At 63.4% G+C, this 17,292-nt stretch carries 14 protein-coding genes; 2 read left to right on the top strand and 12 right to left on the bottom strand.

Features of this window, described 5'->3' with window-relative positions:
- Positions 1–2 precede the first annotated feature (2 nt).
- The 3 genes from trpC to FPB55_RS02105 are packed head-to-tail and all read right to left on the bottom strand — an operon-like array spanning position 3 to position 2,485.
- A complete protein-coding gene (gene trpC / locus FPB55_RS02115) occupies positions 3–836 on the bottom strand; it encodes an indole-3-glycerol phosphate synthase TrpC (protein ID WP_009681256.1) in 834 nt (277 codons plus the stop codon).
- On the bottom strand, positions 833–1,882 hold the full coding sequence (trpD, locus tag FPB55_RS02110) for an anthranilate phosphoribosyltransferase (protein ID WP_009681255.1): 1,050 nt from the start codon (positions 1,880–1,882) through the stop codon (positions 833–835). Before trpD ends, trpC begins: the two co-directional genes overlap by 4 nt.
- A gap of 9 nt (positions 1,883–1,891) precedes the next feature.
- The gene (locus FPB55_RS02105; protein ID WP_009681254.1) at positions 1,892–2,485 is read right to left on the bottom strand and encodes an aminodeoxychorismate/anthranilate synthase component II; all 594 of its coding nucleotides are present in this window, start codon (positions 2,483–2,485) and stop codon (positions 1,892–1,894) included.
- Positions 2,486–2,852: 367 nt separating this feature from the next.
- On the opposite strand from FPB55_RS02105, the gene estP reads away from it, so the two are divergent.
- Positions 2,853–4,742, top strand: a complete 1,890-nt coding sequence (estP, locus tag FPB55_RS02100) for an esterase EstP (RefSeq protein ID WP_115293305.1) — start codon at positions 2,853–2,855, stop codon at positions 4,740–4,742.
- 448 nt (positions 4,743–5,190) lie between these two features.
- Here estP and trpE read toward each other — a convergent pair whose 3' ends face one another.
- The 9 genes from trpE to FPB55_RS02055 all read right to left on the bottom strand — a co-directional run bounded on the left by trpE (position 5,191) and on the right by FPB55_RS02055 (position 16,084).
- The gene (gene trpE, locus FPB55_RS02095; protein ID WP_009685254.1) at positions 5,191–6,672 is read right to left on the bottom strand and encodes an anthranilate synthase component I; all 1,482 of its coding nucleotides are present in this window, start codon (positions 6,670–6,672) and stop codon (positions 5,191–5,193) included.
- Between the two features lie 69 nt (positions 6,673–6,741).
- Positions 6,742–7,560: a phosphoglycolate phosphatase gene (locus FPB55_RS02090; RefSeq protein WP_029885955.1), complete on the bottom strand. Its 819-nt coding sequence runs from the start codon at positions 7,558–7,560 to the stop codon at positions 6,742–6,744.
- Positions 7,557–8,231 carry a ribulose-phosphate 3-epimerase gene (gene rpe / locus FPB55_RS02085; protein ID WP_115293304.1) on the bottom strand — a complete coding sequence of 225 codons (675 nt, stop codon included), beginning with the start codon at positions 8,229–8,231 and terminating at the stop codon, positions 7,557–7,559. Before rpe ends, FPB55_RS02090 begins: the two co-directional genes overlap by 4 nt.
- A 241-nt stretch (positions 8,232–8,472) precedes the next feature.
- A complete protein-coding gene (locus tag FPB55_RS02080; protein ID WP_009685251.1) occupies positions 8,473–9,300 on the bottom strand; it encodes an ABC transporter permease in 828 nt (275 codons plus the stop codon).
- 11 nt (positions 9,301–9,311) lie between these two features.
- Complete coding sequence (locus tag FPB55_RS02075) at positions 9,312–10,559, bottom strand: ABC transporter permease (protein ID WP_009685250.1); 1,248 nt, start codon at positions 10,557–10,559, stop codon at positions 9,312–9,314.
- 60 nt (positions 10,560–10,619) lie between these two features.
- Complete coding sequence (locus FPB55_RS02070) at positions 10,620–11,654, bottom strand: ABC transporter substrate-binding protein (protein WP_029885951.1); 1,035 nt, start codon at positions 11,652–11,654, stop codon at positions 10,620–10,622.
- A gap of 40 nt (positions 11,655–11,694) precedes the next feature.
- Complete coding sequence (locus tag FPB55_RS02065; protein WP_115293303.1) at positions 11,695–12,819, bottom strand: ABC transporter ATP-binding protein; 1,125 nt, start codon at positions 12,817–12,819, stop codon at positions 11,695–11,697.
- Between the two features lie 237 nt (positions 12,820–13,056).
- Positions 13,057–13,686 (bottom strand): response regulator transcription factor, encoded by a 630-nt coding sequence (locus tag FPB55_RS02060; RefSeq protein WP_009685247.1) that lies wholly within the window; start codon positions 13,684–13,686, stop codon positions 13,057–13,059.
- Between the two features lie 10 nt (positions 13,687–13,696).
- Complete coding sequence (locus tag FPB55_RS02055) at positions 13,697–16,084, bottom strand: sensor histidine kinase (RefSeq protein WP_009685246.1); 2,388 nt, start codon at positions 16,082–16,084, stop codon at positions 13,697–13,699.
- A 94-nt stretch (positions 16,085–16,178) separates the two neighbouring features.
- Between FPB55_RS02055 and FPB55_RS02050 the strand changes: the two genes are divergently transcribed.
- On the top strand, positions 16,179–17,177 hold the full coding sequence (locus FPB55_RS02050) for an alpha/beta hydrolase family protein (RefSeq protein ID WP_054882158.1): 999 nt from the start codon (positions 16,179–16,181) through the stop codon (positions 17,175–17,177).
- Positions 17,178–17,292: the final 115 nt, after the last annotated feature.

The raw sequence follows: 17,292 nt of genomic DNA, 5'->3' as shown, positions 1-17,292 counted from the left end.
AATCAGTCCAGTTGCTGAACAGTTTTCTTCACCTGGTCCGGGAAGAACAGCCGCTGCAGCTCCAGCCCAGGTTGTTCGGCGCGCATGAATGCCTCACCCACCAGGAACGAATAAACGTCATTGATCGCCATCAGCTCGACATCGGCCCGGTTCAAGATACCGCTCTCGGTAATTGCCAGGCGATCACGCGGTATGCGCGGCAGCAGGTCGAGGGTGGTTTCCAGGCTGACTTCAAAGGTGTGCAGGTTGCGGTTGTTCACGCCCACCAGCGGTGTATCCAGGGTTTTCAGCGCACGCTCCAGCTCATCGCCATCGTGCACTTCTACCAGTACATCGAGGCCGACGTCATTGGCGGTGGCGGCCAGTTCGGCCATCTTCACGTCATCCAGCGCCGACACGATCAGCAGCACGCAGTCCGCACCCAAGGCCCGCGCCTCGACGATCTGGTACGGGTCGATCATGAAATCCTTGCGGATCACGGGCAGGGAAACCGCCGCACGTGCCTGCTGCAAGTACTCATCGGCACCCAGGAAGTAGTCCACATCGGTCAGCACCGACAGGCAGGTAGCACCGCCCTTCTCATAGCTGACAGCGATTTCCGCCGGCCTGAAGTCTTCACGGATCACGCCCTTGCTGGGCGAGGCCTTCTTGATTTCGGCAATCACCGCAGGCTGCTTGCGCTTGGCCTGCTCGATCAAGGCATTGGCAAAGCCCCGGGGAGCGTCAGCGGCCTTGGCCAGGCCCTCCAGTTCGCGAAGGCTGACCCGCGCGCTGCGCTCGGCCACTTCCTGGAACTTGCGGGCAATGATCTTTTCCAGCACCGTCGGCACGCTCATGCTTCGTTCTCCACCTTGAATACTGCAGTAAATGCACCCAATTCCTGCAGCTTTTCCCAGGCCAGGCCGGTGTGCAGTACGTCATGGGCCAGTTCCACACCGGCTTTCAGGCTCATGGCATGGTCAGCGGCATACAGCGCCGCACCGGCATTGAGCACGATCATCTCGGCAGCTTTCTGGCCGTTTTCAGTCTTGCGCCGGCCCAGTGCATCACGGATCAGTTCCAGTGACGCCTGCGGGCTCTCAACGGCCAGGCCATGCAGGCTCTGGCTTTTCAGGCCGAGGTCTTCCGGCTCGACCCAGTATTCGGTGATCTGGTCGTTCTTCAGCTCGGCCACAAAGGTGGGGGCAGCCAGGCTGAACTCATCCAGGCCATCCTTTGAGTGCACCACCAGCACATGCTTGCTGCCCAGGCGCTGCAGCACCTCGGCCAACGGCCGGCACAGGGCCTGAGCGAACACGCCGACCACCTGGTGTTTCACCCCGGCCGGATTCGTAAGCGGGCCGAGCATGTTGAACAGGGTACGCATACCCAGCTCGCGGCGCGGGCCAGCGGCGTGCTTCATTGCCGAGTGATGGCTTTGCGCGAACATGAAGCCGATCCCCAGGCTGTCTATGCAGCGGCCCACTTGCGTTGGCGTCAGGTTCAGGTAGATGCCGGCAGCTTCCAGCAAGTCGGCACTGCCGCTCTTGCCCGACACCGCGCGGTTGCCATGCTTTGCCACTGGGCAGCCCGCCGCCGCCAGCACGAACGACGAAGCGGTGGAAACGTTGAAGATGTTGGCACCGTCACCGCCGGTACCGACGATATCCACCACACCCTCCAGGCTCTGCAGCTCGACCTTGTCGGCCAGCTCGCGCATCACCGATACCGCGCCCACGATCTCGTCGATGCTCTCGCTTTTCATGCGCATGCCCATCAGGAAGGCGCCGATCTGCGCCTCGCTGCACTGGCCTGTCATGATCTGGCGCATCACATCGCGCATTTCTTCGGTCGAAAGGTCCAGCTGGCCAACGATACGGCTCAGCGCGCTTTTGATGTCCATATTCAATCCTTAGCGGCGGCCGCCGGTCTGCTTGAGGAAGTTGGCGAACAGCTCGTGGCCCTGCTCGGTGAGGATCGACTCAGGGTGGAACTGCACCCCTTCGATGTTCAGCGTTTTGTGTCGCAGGCCCATGATCTCGTCGACCGAACCATCTGCATGGGCCGTCCAGGCGGTCACTTCCAGGCAGTCAGGCAAGGTGTCGCGCTTGACCACCAGCGAGTGGTAGCGGGTCACCGTCAGCGGGTTGTTGAGGCCGGCAAACACGCCGAGGTCGCGGTGGAGTACCGGGCTGGTCTTGCCATGCATCACCTGGCGAGCCCGGACCACGTCACCGCCAAAGGCCTGGCCGATGGACTGGTGGCCCAGGCATACGCCGAGGATCGGCAGCTTGCCGGCGAAATGCAGGATGGCCTCGATGGACACGCCCGCCTCGCTCGGCGTGCACGGGCCAGGGGAGACGACGATCCGCTCGGGGTTCAGGGCTTCGATCTGGGCAATGGTCAGTTCGTCATTGCGAACGACCTTGACCTCGGCACCCAGCTCGCCAAGGTACTGCACAACGTTGTAAGTAAATGAGTCGTAGTTGTCGATCATCAGTAACATGGTGTTAAACCTCTTGAACTTACTGACTTCAAATTCGAACCTCCCTCTGCCCGCCATAGCGGTGGCTGTGCCACTTGAGGGCGAGGAACAGGAAGGCAAACAGGGGCGGGCCGGACTGGCCGGCAGGGGATAAAGTCAGGCGCGCCAACGCCAACGGGCGTGGGCCTTGATTACGCGCATCAAGAGTTTGCTGACGATCAACACAGGGTAGGTCTCGCTCATACGTCACGGCACAGTAGCCTACCGGCGCGGCGGGCGCAATATGCCTGTAAACACGGGGAAACGAATGGACTTGGGAGCGAAGCCCCACGATTTGCTAATGTCGATCAGGTTGTTCTCATAAAAACAAAGAAAAGGATGTTCCGCGATGAGAAAAGCTCCACTTTTACGCTTTGCCTTCGCTTCATTAGCCTTGGCCTGCAGCCAGGCCTTTGCCGCCCCCTCGCCCTATTCCACGCTGATCGTATTCGGCGACAGCCTGGCAGATGCCGGGCAGTTCCCCGACCTGACAGGTGGCACCTCCGGCGCACGCTTCACCAACCGTGAGGCCGATGGCAATTTTGCCCCGGTGTCGCCGATGATCCTCGGTGGCCGTTTGGGCATAGACCCCAATGCGCTGAACCCCTCCACCTCCGTCGGTGTACGCCCCGACGGCAACAACTGGGCGGTAGGGGGCTACACCACGCAACAGATTCTTGATTCGATCACCGAAACCTCCAGAACCGTCATTCCACCCGGCAACCCAGGCGCCGGGACGGTGTTGCGAGAGAAGCCTGGCTACCTGGCCAACGGGCTGCGCGCCGACTCCAATGCCCTGTACTACCTGACCGGCGGCGGCAACGACTTTCTGCAAGGCCTGGTCAACAGCCCGGCCGACGCAATGGCGGCCGGCGCTCGGCTGGCCGCCAGCGCTCAGGCCCTGCAACAGGGCGGCGCACGCTACATCATGGTCTGGCTGCTACCCGACCTTGGTCAAACACCGAACTTCAGCGGCACGCCGCAACAGAACCCGCTGTCGTTGCTGTCCGGGGCGTTCAATCAATCCCTGCTGGGCCAGCTGAGGCAGATCGATGCCCAGGTCATCCCCCTGAACATCCCTGTGTTGCTGAGCGAGGCCTTGGCCAGCCCCAGCCAGTTCGGCCTGGCACCTGACCAGAACCTGGTCGGCACTTGCTACAGCGGGCAAGGCTGCGTGGGCAACCCGGTCTATGGCATCGACGGCACCACGCCAGACCCGACCCGGCTACTGTTCAACGATTCGGTGCACCCGACCATCGCCGGCCAGCAACTGATTGCCGACTACGCCTACTCGATCCTGTCCGCGCCCTGGGAACTGTCCCTGCTGCCGGAAATGGCCCACGCCAGTCTGCGTGCCCACCAGGATGAATTGCGCAGCCAATGGCAAACGCCATGGCAGGCGATCGGCCAGTGGCAAGCGTTTGTCAGCAGCGGCGCCCAGGACCTGGACTTCGACAGCCAGGGCAGCGCGGCCAGCGGCGATGGCCGGGGCTACAACCTGACCGTGGGTGGCAGCTACCGCCTGAACGATGCCTGGCGCCTGGGGCTGGCGGGCGGCGTCTACCGGCAGAAACTGGAAGCAGGCACGCAAGATTCGGACTACAAGCTCGACAGCTACCTGGCCAGCGCCTTCGCCCAGTACCGGCAGGACCGCTGGTGGGCCGATGCTGCGCTGACAGCCGGGCACCTGGACTATAGCGACCTCAAGCGCACCTTTGCCCTGGGCGTGAACGACCGTAGCGAAAAGGCCGACACCGACGGTGAAGCCTGGGCGATGTCCGCACGGCTGGGCTACAACCTGGCGGCGGACAGCAGCAACTGGCAACTGGCGCCATTCATCAGCGCCGACTATGCGCGGGTCAAGGTGGACGGCTACGACGAGAAGAGCGGGCGCTCCACAGCCCTGGGTTTCGATGACCAGGAGCGCACGTCTCGCCGCCTGGGCGTGGGGCTGCTGGGCAGCGTGCAGGTGCTGCCCTCTACCCGGCTGTTCGCCGAGGTGGCGCAAGAGCATGAGTTCGAGGATGACCAGCAGGACGTGACCATGCACCTGACCAGCTTGCCGGCGAATGACTTCACCCTGACCGGGTATACGCCACACAGCGACCTGACCCGGGCCAGCCTGGGGGTAAGCCATGAAGTGGTGGCGGGGGTGCATTTGCGCGGCAACTACAATTGGCGCAAGAGTGATGAGCTGACGCAGCAGGGGGTGAGTCTGGGGGTTAGCGTCGATTTCTAGGGCCTGTACCGGCCCCATCGCCGGCAAGCCACAGGTGTCGCATCAGGGCTGATAGGTGTTTGTCACAAGATATGCAGCGCCTGTGAGATCGAGCGCCGCCCGCGCGGCGCATCGCGAGCTACGCTCGCTCCTACGTTTGTTTCGGGCCAATTATTCCTGTGGGATTCGCGCGCGAACGCCTTGGCGCATGCCTCAAAATCGCGTCGTACGAACAAGGCGGCCGCGCGCATCTGGCACAGGGGTTACTGGCCCGAAACAAACGTAGGAGCGAGCGCAGCTCGCGATGCGCCGCGCGGGCGGCGCTCGACCTCACAGGCGCTGAAGATGCTGCGGCCACCCTTGCCAGAAACCATAGAATCTCCCACAGGAATGCCACAAGGTCGGGAACCGAGGATACTCTGTGGGAGCTGGCTTGCCAGCGATGGGCTGCGCAGCAGCCCTGATCAATTCATTTGGCGCAAGTCTGCTCAGCCAAGGCCACCGCACGGAACATCGCCCGGCGCTTGTTGATGGTTTCTTCCCACTCCAGCGCCGGCACCGAGTCGGCAACGATACCGCCACCTGCCTGCACATGCAGCTCGCCGTCCTTGATCACCGCCGTACGAATGGCAATGGCGGTATCCATGTTGCCATTCCAGGCGAAGTACCCCACGGCACCGCCATATACACCACGCTTGACCGGCTCCAGTTCGTCGATGATCTCCATTGCACGGATCTTCGGCGCCCCCGAAAGGGTACCGGCCGGCAGGATCGCGCGCAGTGCATCCATCGCCGTCAGCCCTTCGCGCAAGTGGCCGGTGACGTTGGAGACAATGTGCATGACGTTGGAGTAGCGCTCGATCACCATCTTCTCGGTCAGGCGTACGCTGCCCGTGGAGGACACCCGGCCGACATCGTTGCGGCCCAGGTCGATCAGCATCAGGTGCTCGGCGATCTCTTTGTCGTCCGACAGCAGGTCGTCTTCCAGCGCACGGTCGGCCTCTTCGGTTGCGCCACGCGGGCGGGTACCGGCAATCGGGCGCACGGTGACCAGGTTGTCCTCGACCCGCACCAGCACCTCTGGCGAGCTGCCAACCACGTGGAAGTCGCCAAAATTGAAGAAGTACATGTAAGGCGTCGGGTTGAAGCAGCGCAACGCGCGGTAGAGGTCGATTGGCGCAGCCTTGAAGTCGATCGACATACGTTGTGACGGCACCACCTGCATGCAGTCGCCAGCCAGAATGTATTCCTTGATGCGGCCAACGGCGCTTTCGTAGTCCTCACGGGTGTAGCTGGAGCGGAATGCCGGCTCGGCAGCCTGCGGGCCACTCAGGTCCAGGCCTCGGCGGGGGGTAATAGGCTGGCGCAGGGTTTCCAGCAAGCCTTGCAGGCGCGCCTGGCCTTGCTCGAAAGCCTGATCTTGCGCAGGGTCTACCAGCACGATGGCGTGCATCTTGCCGGCCAGGTTGTCGAATACCACGACCGCGTCCGAGACCATCAGCAGAATGTCGGGCACACCCAGCGGGTCTGGGTTCGGGCTGGCCCCCAGGCGCTTTTCCACATAGCGCACGCAGTCGTAGCCAAAGTAACCGACCAGGCCACCATTGAAACGTGGCAGGCCGGGAATGTCAGCGACCTTGTAGCGCTCCTTGAACGTCTCGACAAAGGCCAGCGGGTCTTCGACATCGTGGCGTTCAACCTCGACACCGTCCTGCAGGATGCTGACGTGATAGCCGTGCACCCGCATCACCGTCCTCGAGGGCAGGCCGATCATCGAGTAACGGCCCCATTTCTCGCCGCCCTGCACCGATTCGAGCAGGTACGAGTTGGCCTGGTCGGCCAGCTTCAGGTAGATCGACAGCGGCGTATCGAAGTCGGCCAGGGTTTCGCAGGCCAGGGGAATGCGGTTATAGCCGGCAGCAGCCAGGCGCAGGAATTCTTCGTGGTTCATGAGTAGCCTCGTGGCAAGCAGCAATGGGTCAGGCAAACGGACGGGCCGGCACGTGCCGGCAGGCTGAAGTCAGGCGCGCCAACGCCAACGGGCCAAGGCCTTGATGACTTTCATCCAGAATTTGCCAGTAACCGCCACGGTGGACTCTCTGTCTGCTGAGGCTTGAAGGTCCGCCAACGTTATCCCAGTGGCCGGGTCTGCGCAACCGGGCAGCAATGCACGCAAATCGTCGATCACCAGGCTTGGTGACTCGTCCTTGATGGGCCGGCCATGGTTGTAGCCGTAGGTCAGCCCCACGCACTGCACCCCGGCCGCCTTGGCCGCCTGCACGTCGCTGCGCGAGTCGCCGACAAACAGCGACTGTTGCGGGCTCACGCCCGCCATTTGCATGACGAACAGCAGCGCCGCCGGGTCGGGCTTTTTCTGTGGCAGGGTGTCACCGCCGATGATCCAGCGGAAATACCGGCCGATCTTCATCTGGTCCAGCAAGGGCGCGACGAAGCGCTCCGGCTTGTTGGTGATCAAGGCCATTTCCACGCCCTGCTTGTGCAGCCAGCGCAGGGTGTCCTTGACCCCGGGGTAAACCACGGTGAGCTCATGGCTTTCGGCATAGGCTTCCATGAACAGCGCCAAGCCCTGTTCAGCCAGCGCATCGTCCACGGTTTCATGCTCGATGCCACCGGCCAGGGCGCGGCGCACGAGCACCTGGGCGCCATTGCCGACCCATTGGCGTACCGCCTCAAGGCCAGCAGGCGGGCGCCCCAGTTCGAGCAGCATGCGGTCCACGGCGGCGGCCAGGTCTGGCACGGAATCGATCAGGGTACCGTCCAGATCGAACATCACCAGCCTGGGGAGCGTCCCCGGAAACAGCTGCTCGAAGCCACTCATGGGCGAGCCTGGGCCAGTTCGGCGCGCATTTTGGCGATGACTTCCTGGTAGTCCGGGGCATTGAAGATCGCCGAGCCGGCCACGAACGTGTCGGCGCCAGCGGCAGCGATCTCGCGGATGTTGTTGACGTTGACGCCACCGTCGATTTCCAGGCGGATATCCCGGCCACTGGCGTCGATCAACGTACGCGCTTCACGCAACTTGTCGAGTGTGCCAGGGATGAACTTCTGCCCGCCGAAACCCGGGTTGACGCTCATCAGCAGCACCATGTCGATCTTGTCCATGACGTACTTCAGGGCGTCCAGGCTGGTGGCCGGGTTGAACACCAGCCCGGCCTTGCAGCCGCCGTCCTTGATCAGTTGCAGCGAACGGTCGATGTGCTGCGAAGCTTCCGGGTGGAAGGTGATGTAGGTGGCGCCGGCTTCGATGAAGTCGCCGATGATGCGATCGACCGGGCTGACCATCAGGTGCACATCGATCGGGGCGGTGACGCCATACTTGCGCAGGGCAGTGCACACCATCGGGCCGATGGTCAGGTTGGGAACGTAGTGGTTGTCCATGACATCGAAGTGGACGATGTCGGCACCCGCCGCCAGTACCTTGTCGACATCCTCGCCCAAGCGGGCGAAATCGGCAGAAAGAATGGAGGGGGCAATAGCGTAGGGCTGCATGGCGCACCTGTTGGCAGAATCACGGTGGCGCGCATTGTAACTCAGGGAAAGGGGTGAAGGCTGATTGGTATCAATGGGTGTCGACCAGTGACCAAAAGCCTTGTAGTGCCTGTACGGGCCCTATCGCCGGCAAGCCGGCTCCCACATGGGATCTCCACAGGTTTCTGCATCGCATGACTCTTGTGCAGAACGCTGTGGGAGCCGGCTTGCCGGCGATAGGGCCCGTACAGCTACTGGAAAATCAGGCAGGCTGCTGGGTTCTCAGCTTCTCGCTACGCCCGCGCAGCCACTCCAGGGTCAGCAGCAAGATCACCGAAAACGCAATCAGCAATGTCGCCGCGGCAGCGATGGTCGGGCTCAGGTTCTCGCGAATACCGCTGAACATCTGCCGCGGCAGGGTCGCCTGCTCCGGGCCGGCGAGGAACAGGGTCACAACGACCTCATCGAACGACGTGGCAAAGGCGAACAGCGCCCCCGAAATCACCCCGGGGGCGATCAGCGGCAGGGTCACCCGGCGGAAGGTCAGCAGGGGCGAAGCGCCCAGGCTGGCTGCCGCGCGCACCAGGTTGTAGTTGAAGCCCTGCAAGGTTGCCGACACCGTGATGATGACGAACGGCACGCCCAGCACCGCATGCACCAGAATCAGCGAGGTGAAGCTGTTGCCCATGCCCAGCGGGGCAAAGAACAGGTAGCTGGCCACCCCAATGATCACCACCGGCACCACCATCGGCGAAATCACCAGTGCCATCACCAGCGACTTGCCGGGAAAGTCGCCGCGGGTCAGGCCGATGGCTGCCAACGTGCCGAACACCATGGCCAGCACCGTGGCCGCAGGGGCAACGATGATGCTGTTCTTCAGCGCCCGCATCCATTCGGCCGAGTTGAAGAAGTCCTGGTACCACTGCAGCGAGAAGCCCTGCAGCGGGTACACCAGGAAGCTGCCACTGTTGAACGACAAGGGCACGATCACCAGCACCGGCAAGATCAGGAACAGCAGGATCAGGCCGCAAAGAATGCGCAGGCTGTAGAACCACACCCGCTCCACGGGCGACATGTAAGGGCTCAGCATGACAAGGCTCCTCAGCTCAGGCGCAGGCGGCTGGCGCCGACCAGCCAGCTATAGATCAGGTACAGCAGCACGGTCGCCAGCAGCAACAGCCCGCCCAGTGCGGTGGCCATGCCCCAGTTGATGCTGGTGTTGGTATAGAAGGCCACGAAGTAGCTGACCATCTGGTCGTTCGGGCTACCCAGCAGTGCCGGGGTGATGTAGTAACCAATGGCCAGGATGAATACCAGCAGGCACCCGGCGCCGACACCGGCATAGGTCTGGGGGAAGTACACCCGCCAGAAACTGGCGAACGGGTGGCAACCCAGCGAAATCGCCGCACGCATGTAGCTTGGCGAAATGCCTTTCATCACGCTGTACAGCGGCAGGATCATGAACGGCAGCAGAATGTGCACCATCGAGATGTACACGCCGGTGCGGTTGAACACCAGTTCCAGCGGCTGGTCGATGATGCCCATGGCCATCAGCGCACTGTTGATCAGCCCGCCCGACTGCAGCAGTACGATCCACGCTGCCACCCGCACCAGGATCGAGGTCCAGAACGGCAGCAACACCAGAATCATCAACAGGTTGCTCTGCCGGGTCGGCAGGTTGGCCAGCAGGTACGCCAGCGGGTAGGCCAGCACCAGGCAGATGGCGGTGATCACCACGCCCATCCACAGGGTGCGGGCAAAGATATCCAGGTAAATGGCCTGGTCCGGGGTAGCCTTGGCCAGTTCGCCAAGGTCATCGATACGGTGGTCCAGCGAAGCCAGCAGGTAGAACGGGGTCAGCGTGCTGGTGTTGCGGCGGATCGCCTGCCAGTAGGCCGGGTCGCCCCAACGTTCGTCCAGGGCCTGCAGGGCATCCTTGTAAGAGGCGGGCTCGCTCTTGAACGGCAATGCGCGCGCCGTCTTGGCCAGCAGGCTGCGGTAGCCGGCCAGTTCCATGTTCAGGCGTTTGGACAGGTCGCCCAGGGTCTGGTTCTTGCGCGACTCGGCCAGGTCCTGGCTCAGCGCCTTGTACACGTCCTCGCCAGGCAGGCTCTTGCCGTCCCACTGGCTGATGACGTCGACCGTGCGCGGCAGGCCACCGACCACCTCCGGGTTGCCGACGCTCTTGTACAGCAGCGCCGCGATCGGCACCAGGAACACCAGCAGAAGGAACAGCGCCAGCGGCGCGATCAGCGCTTGCGCCTTCCAGCGGTTGACCCGCTCGGCATGCTTGAGGCGCTGCTTCAGACTTTGACCTGCGCCTTCTTTGAGTGGCACTGCAATGGCCATGGCAAACTCCGCGATACGAACTGAAATTGGGGCCGCATGGCGGCCCCTTGCGCTGGTCGGTTACTTCTTCGCCGCCCAGGCGTTGAAGCGTTGCTCCAGCTGCTCGCTGTTGTCGGCCCAGAAGGCCACGTCGATCTGCACCTGGTTGGCAATGTTCTCAGGCGTGGTCGGCATGTCTTTCTTCACCTCGTCCGACAGCAGGCTCACTGCCTTGGAATTGGCCGGGCCGTAGGCGATGTTCTCGGAGTAGATCTTCTGCTGCTCAGGCTGCACGCTGAAGGCGATGAATTTCTTCGCCTGGTCGGCATCCTTGGCACCTTTCGGGATGGCCCAGGCATCGAAGTCATAGATGCCGCCATTCCACACTACCTTGAGGTTGCTCTCCTTCTGCACCGCCGCGATGCGGCCGTTATAGGCCGAGCTCATGACCACGTCACCCGAGGCCAGGTACTGAGGTGGCTGGGCACCCGCTTCCCACCACTGGATGCTTGGCTTGAGTTCGTCGAGCTTCTTGAAGGCGCGGTCCACGCCCTCTTTGGTACCCAGCACCTGGTAAACGTCCTTGGGCGCCACGCCGTCGGCCATCAGGGCGAATTCCAGGGTGTACTTGGCGCCCTTGCGCAAGCCGCGCTTGCCAGGGAATTTCTTGGTGTCCCAGAAGTCGGCCCAGCTGGTCGGTGCGGTCTTGAGCTTGTCCGCGTTGTAGGCCAATACCGTGGACCAGACGAAGAAGCCCACGCCACAAGGCTGGATGGCGCCCGGCACGTAATCGGCTTCGTTGCCGAACAGGGCGGGGTCGAGCTCTTCGAACATGCCCTCGTCACAGCCGCGGGCCAGCTCTGGCGACTCTACCTCCACCAGGTTCCACGACACGCTCTTGGTATCGACCATGGCTTTGACCTTGGCCATTTCGCCGTTGTACTCGCCTGCGACGATCTTGCCATGCCCGGCCTTTTCCCACGGCTCGTAGAACGCCTTGACCTGGGCGGCCTTGTTGGCACCGCCGAACGAGACCACGGTGAGGTCTGCGGCCATGGCCTGGCCGGCGGTGAACAGCCCCAGGGCCAGGGCGGTCAGTTTCAACTGCTTGCGCATTCTTGTTCTCTCCACAGTACAGGGTTGGTGAAGCAATCCATCAATGGGCTTCGGCAATCGGATCGAGCGCGCGGGCGTGCTCCACCTCCCAGCCCAGCGGTACCACATCGCCCACGGCCAGGGCCGGGTCGAGCTCGGCAATGGGCTGTTTCACGAAGAAATCGCCCTTGCCGCAAACTTCCAGGCGCACCCGCACGTGGTCGCCCAGGTAGATGAATTCCGCCACCCGGCCCGAGAAGCGGTTCGCGCAGCGTTCACTGTGGCCGTTCAGGCGTACCCGCTCGGGGCGGATGGACAGGGTGACCGGTTCGCCGGCCTGGCCGACATTCACTGCCAGTGCCTCGATCCGCTCGCCGCGCGGCAGCTGCACCTGGCAGCGCTTGCCGTCGCTGGCCAGCAGCGTGCCGTTGAGGCGGTTGTTCTCGCCGATGAAATTGGCGACGAAGGTGTTGCAGGGTTCCTCGTACAGCGTGCGCGGGTCGGCGATCTGCTGGATCTCACCCTGGTGGAATACCGCCACCCGGTCAGACATGGTCAGCGCTTCACCCTGGTCGTGGGTCACGTACACCACGGTCACCCCCAGGCGCTGGTGAATGTGCTTGATCTCCATCTGCATGTGCTCACGCAGCTGTTTGTCCAGTGCCCCGAGCGGCTCGTCCATCAGCACCAACTGGGGCTCGAACACCAGCGCCCGGGCCAACGCCACGCGCTGTTGCTGGCCGCCAGAAAGCTGGCCGGGGTAGCGCTTGGCAAAGGCATCCAGTTGCACCATGTTCAGCACGCGCTTGACCCGTTCGCTGATATCGGTCTTGCTCAAATTGCGCACGGTCAGCGGGAAGGCCAGGTTTTCCGCAACCGTCATGTGCGGGAACAGCGCATAGTTCTGGAACACCATGCCGATATCACGCTTGTGCGGCGGGACATTGTTGATCGAGCGCCCGGCCAGGTGGATTTCCCCGGCGGTGGGGGTTTCGAACCCTGCCAGCATCATCAGGCTGGTGGTCTTGCCCGAACCAGAAGGGCCAAGCAGGGTGAGGAATTCGCCCTTGCGGATATCCAGGTTAAGGTCTTTGACGATCAGCGACTCGCCGTCGTAGCTCTTCTGCACACCACGGAAGCTGACCAGCGTTTCGCTGGTTGCAGCGTTCGACTTCGCCTCGCTCATGCCTGCACCTTCTTGTTGGATGACTGCGTGGGCAAAGCGTAAAAGAGGCGCAAGCGCCGGAAAATCGGGGGTGCGGAGAGAATGCCATCATCCGGATGGAAGATTTGATGTAGGGATTGCCCTACAAGGATGGCGCGTTCAGAACAGCCTTGCCCCTGGGGGGCTGCCTTGTGTCGCGATGGTGCGCGCAGCGGCCCCAGAATTCCCGCTGCACCGCAGATACCGCCGGGGTCGCAATCAGACCAGCTTGTGCTCCATGGCGTACTTCACAAGCTCCGCCAGCGAGTTCACCTTCAGCTTCTGCATCAGCCGCGCCTTGTGTGTACTGATGGTCTTGCTCGACAGCGCCAGTTGCTGGGCAATGTCATTGACGTTGGCGCCCTGGGCCAGGCGCTCGAACACGGAAAACTCCCGCTCCGAGAGCAGGGTGTGCAACGGCCGCGACTCGGTCAGGCCCACTTCGAACACCATGCGGTCAGCCAACGCCGGGTCGATATAGCGCCCGCCAGCAGCCACCCGGCGAATCGCCGTCAGCAGTAGCGCCGGGTCACTGTCCTTGGTGGCATACCCCGCCGCACCGGCCTTCAGCGCCCGCGCGGCCATTTGCGCCTCGTCATGCATCGACAGCATCAGGATCGCCGGCGCGTCGAGCAGCGCGCGAATCCGCGGGATCGCCTCCAGCCCGCTCACGCCCGGCATCGAGATATCCAGCAGCACCACTTCGCACGGCGTATGCCGCAGGGTCTCGAGCAACTGCTCGCCATTCCCGGCCTCCCCCACCACCTGCATGTCCTTGGCTAGGCCAATCAACTGCTTGATGCCTTCACGGACAATGGTGTGGTCTTCGGCTACCAGCACTCGAATCACGTTTGCTCTCCTACTCCAACGGTATGGCCACGCTCAGGCTGGTGCCCTCGCCCGGCTGACTGTCCAGCACCATGCTGCCGCCCAACATCAGTACCCGCTCGCGTACGCCGACCAGGCCAAACGAGGTGGGCCGGGGCTGCTCACGGCAAAAGCCCTGGCCATCATCACTGACTGTCAGGCGTAACTGCCCGCCCTGATGAACCAGCTCGATTTCCACGCTGTGCGCCTGCGCATGGCGCATCACATTGGTCAACGCCTCCTGCAGAATGCGGAACAGCCCGGTGGCCTTGGCGTCACTCAATGCTGGCAGATTATCCGGTACCTGCACCAGGCAGGGTATTTGCGTACGGGCTTCGAAGCGCCTGGCCTGCCACTCGATGGCCGAGGCGATGCCCGCGTCGAGAATCGGCGGGCGCAGGGCAGTGGCCACATCACGCACCAACTGGAACAACTGGGCGATCAAGCGCTTCATGCTGGCCAGGCGCTCGTTAAGCCCCGGGTCGAGCTCGGCAAACGCCAGCTCGCACATCGACACTTCCAGCTTGAGCACGGTCAGCATCTGCCCCAGCTCATCATGCACTTCGCGGGCGATGCGGGCCTTCTCTTCCTCACGCACGCTTTCCAGGTGGGCCGACAGCTCGCGCAGCTGCTCCTGGGACTTGGCCAGCGCCAGTTCGGCGCGCTTGCCCTGGGTGATATCCCACACCACGCCGTCCCATACCACCTGACCGTTGCCCAGGTGTCGGGTACTGGCCTTGATGTCAGCCCAGCGCTGTTCACCCTGGCGGGTGAGAATACGCCCCTGCCAGGACCAGTCCTGGTCGCTGGCCAGGGCCAGGTCCTGGACCCGGTGGTAATCGGCGCGGTCATCGGGGTGTACCAGGTTGCGCAGGCCCATTTGCGGGTGCTGGATCTCGCTGGGCGCATACCCGACCAAGGCCTCGCTGCCTTCACTGATATAGGGGAACTCCAGCTCGCCCTCGGCCGGGTCCCGCTCCAGGCGGAACACCAGCCCCGGCACGTTGCCGGCAATGCCCTTCAGCCGCGCCTCGCTTTCGCGTAAAGCCGCCAAGGCCCGGTGCCGTTCGGTAACGTCGGCCAGGTACACCACCAGGTACTCCGAGTCGCGAAAGCGCAAGAAGCTCAACGACAGCTCGACCGGCAGCAAGCTGTGGTCCGCGCGCTTGCACTGCGCCTCGAACTGGCCGACACCGCCAGCCCCGGCGCGGGCGCCTTTCCACAGCTCCAGCCAGCGGTCCATGCTCAGGCTCGGCTCGAAGTCGCTCAGCGGCCGCTCCAGAAGCTCGCCTTCGGCATAACCGAGCATGCGTTCAGCGGCGTGGTTGGCGTACCGGACATGGCTGTCCCAGTTGACCCACAGAATACCCACCGTACTCTGGTCAATCGCGAACTGGCTCAGGCGCAGGGCCTCTTCACGCACCTGGCGCTCCACCAGGCTTTCCCGCGCAGCCAGCAGGCTGCGCTCCAGCTGGCGCTGTTGCCGGCGTTGCCACACCAGGGTAGCCAGGGCGCACAGCAGCAGCAGGCCGAACAGCAACGCCAGGTTCTGCCAGAAACCGGGCGACTCGCTCAGGCGCGGGTACTTGGGCTGCAACCAGCGCTGGTGCAGTTGCTCCAGCTCCTTGGCAGGCAGGGCCTGCAAGCCTTGTTCGAGCACATCGGCCAACACCGGCCAGTCACGCCGCGAGCCCAGCCGCAGCAACTGCGGCAGGCCAATATCGCCCACCACGGCCAGCTCACCGAACTCGCTCTCGCGTGACAGGCGGCTGAGTTGCGCCTCGTCCAGCACGGCGAAACTGGCCTGGCCGCCCACCACCAGCTGCAAGGCCTCGCGCTCGCTGGGCACCCCCTGCAGGTTCAGGTTGCTGTAGTTACCGCGCAAGTACTCTGCCAGTTGGCTGGGCATGCGCACGGCCACGCGCTGCTCGCGGTCGAGCTTTTCCAGCTCCACCGCCATGGCGCCGGTGCGTGGCCCTACCACCAATTGCGGCACGCGCATGTACGGGTCGCTGAACAACCACAGGCGCAGGCTGGCCGGGGTTTGGGTAAGGCCGGGGGCGAAGTCGATTTCGCCGTTCTGCAGGGCATGCTCCAGGCTGGCCTGGTCACTGAAATGGCGCCAGGTCAGGTCCAGGCGCAGCACGTGTGCCAGGTTGCTGACCAATTCGACGTTGGCGCCGTACAACTGCTGCAGGCGCCGGTCGAACTGAGCATAGGGTGCTTGCAGCACCAGGCCCACACGCAGGCTGCGGTGCGCGTCCAACCACTGCTGCTGGGCCGGCTCGAGCGCAACAGTGGCCGGCGCCTCGGGCCGGGCAAAGGCAATCAAGGGCAGCCACAAGCAGCCGATAACCAACAGGCGACGCACTCGCTTCATCTATACGCTCGTTCTGGCAAGGCGGCCATGCAGCATGGCCGTCACGGGCAAATACTATTAGGCTGCCGGTATCATTCTGGCCTTGGGTTGACGCATGTCCACACTTTATCGCACGACGCTGGCAATGTGCTGCCTGGCTTCGCTCCTGCCACTCGGCGCCTTGGCCGCCGATGCCGAAACACCGCCGGCGGCCAATGCGGCACCGGCAGCCGAAACACCGCGCCCGCCGCTGCTCGAGCGCAGCCAAGAGGATGCCCTGGCACTCGAGCGGCTGGTACCCAAGGCCGAGCAACAGACGCTACAGGCAGGTGCCGACAGTTTCCTGGCGTTGTGGAAGCCGGCCAACGACAGTGATCCGCAAGGTGCCGTGATCATCGTGCCGGGTGCCGGCGAAAACGCCGACTGGCCAAATGCCGTTGGCCCGCTGCGGCAAAAATTCCCGGATGTCGGCTGGCACAGCCTGAGCATCAGCCTGCCTGACCTGCTCGCCGACAGCCCGCAAGCCCGGGTAGAAGCCAAGCCCAAGGCCGCAACGGACCAAGCCCAGGGTGAGCGTGCACCGGTCAAGGATGTGCCAGCCGACGCCAATGCCAATGTCGCCCAGGCCACCGCCGCCGATGCCGACACCGCAGAAAGCACCGATGCCGAACTGGCCAGCGAACAGAGCGACCCGGCCGATGCCGAGCGGATTTTCGCCCGCCTGGATGCTGCCGTGGCGTTTGCCCAGCAGCGCAATGCCCGCAGCATCGTGCTGATCGGCCATGGCAGCGGTGCGTACTGGGCTGCCCGCTACCTGAGCGAAAAACAGCCGCCGCAGGTACACAAGCTGGTCATGGTGGCGGCGCAGACGCCGGCGCGCGTGGAGCATGACCTGGAAAGCCTGGCGCCGACGTTGAAGGTGCCCACCGCCGACATCTACTACGCCACCCGCAGTGCTGACCGCAGCGCCGCCGCGCTGCGCTTGCAGGCCAGCAAGCGGCAGAAAGACAGCCAGTACCGGCAGTTGTCGCTGATCGCCATGCCAGGCAACCAGGCCGCCGAGCAAGAGCAGTTGTTCCGCCGCGTGCGAGGCTGGATGAACCCGCAAGGGTAAGATTGCCCCCACAGGTAGGCCACAATATTCAGGCGTTGTGTATTACCTGTGGGAGACTCTATGGTTTCTGGCAATGGCATCAGGGTTGCCGGGTGCTTGCCGCAGCATCTTCAGC

Origin of the sequence: Pseudomonas sp. BJP69 (assembly GCF_007633355.1) — a bacterium.
GTDB lineage: Bacteria > Pseudomonadota > Gammaproteobacteria > Pseudomonadales > Pseudomonadaceae > Aquipseudomonas > Aquipseudomonas juntendi.
The sequence above is the reverse complement of the archived record's forward strand: the minus strand, read 5'-3'. Positions and strand labels throughout refer to the sequence as shown.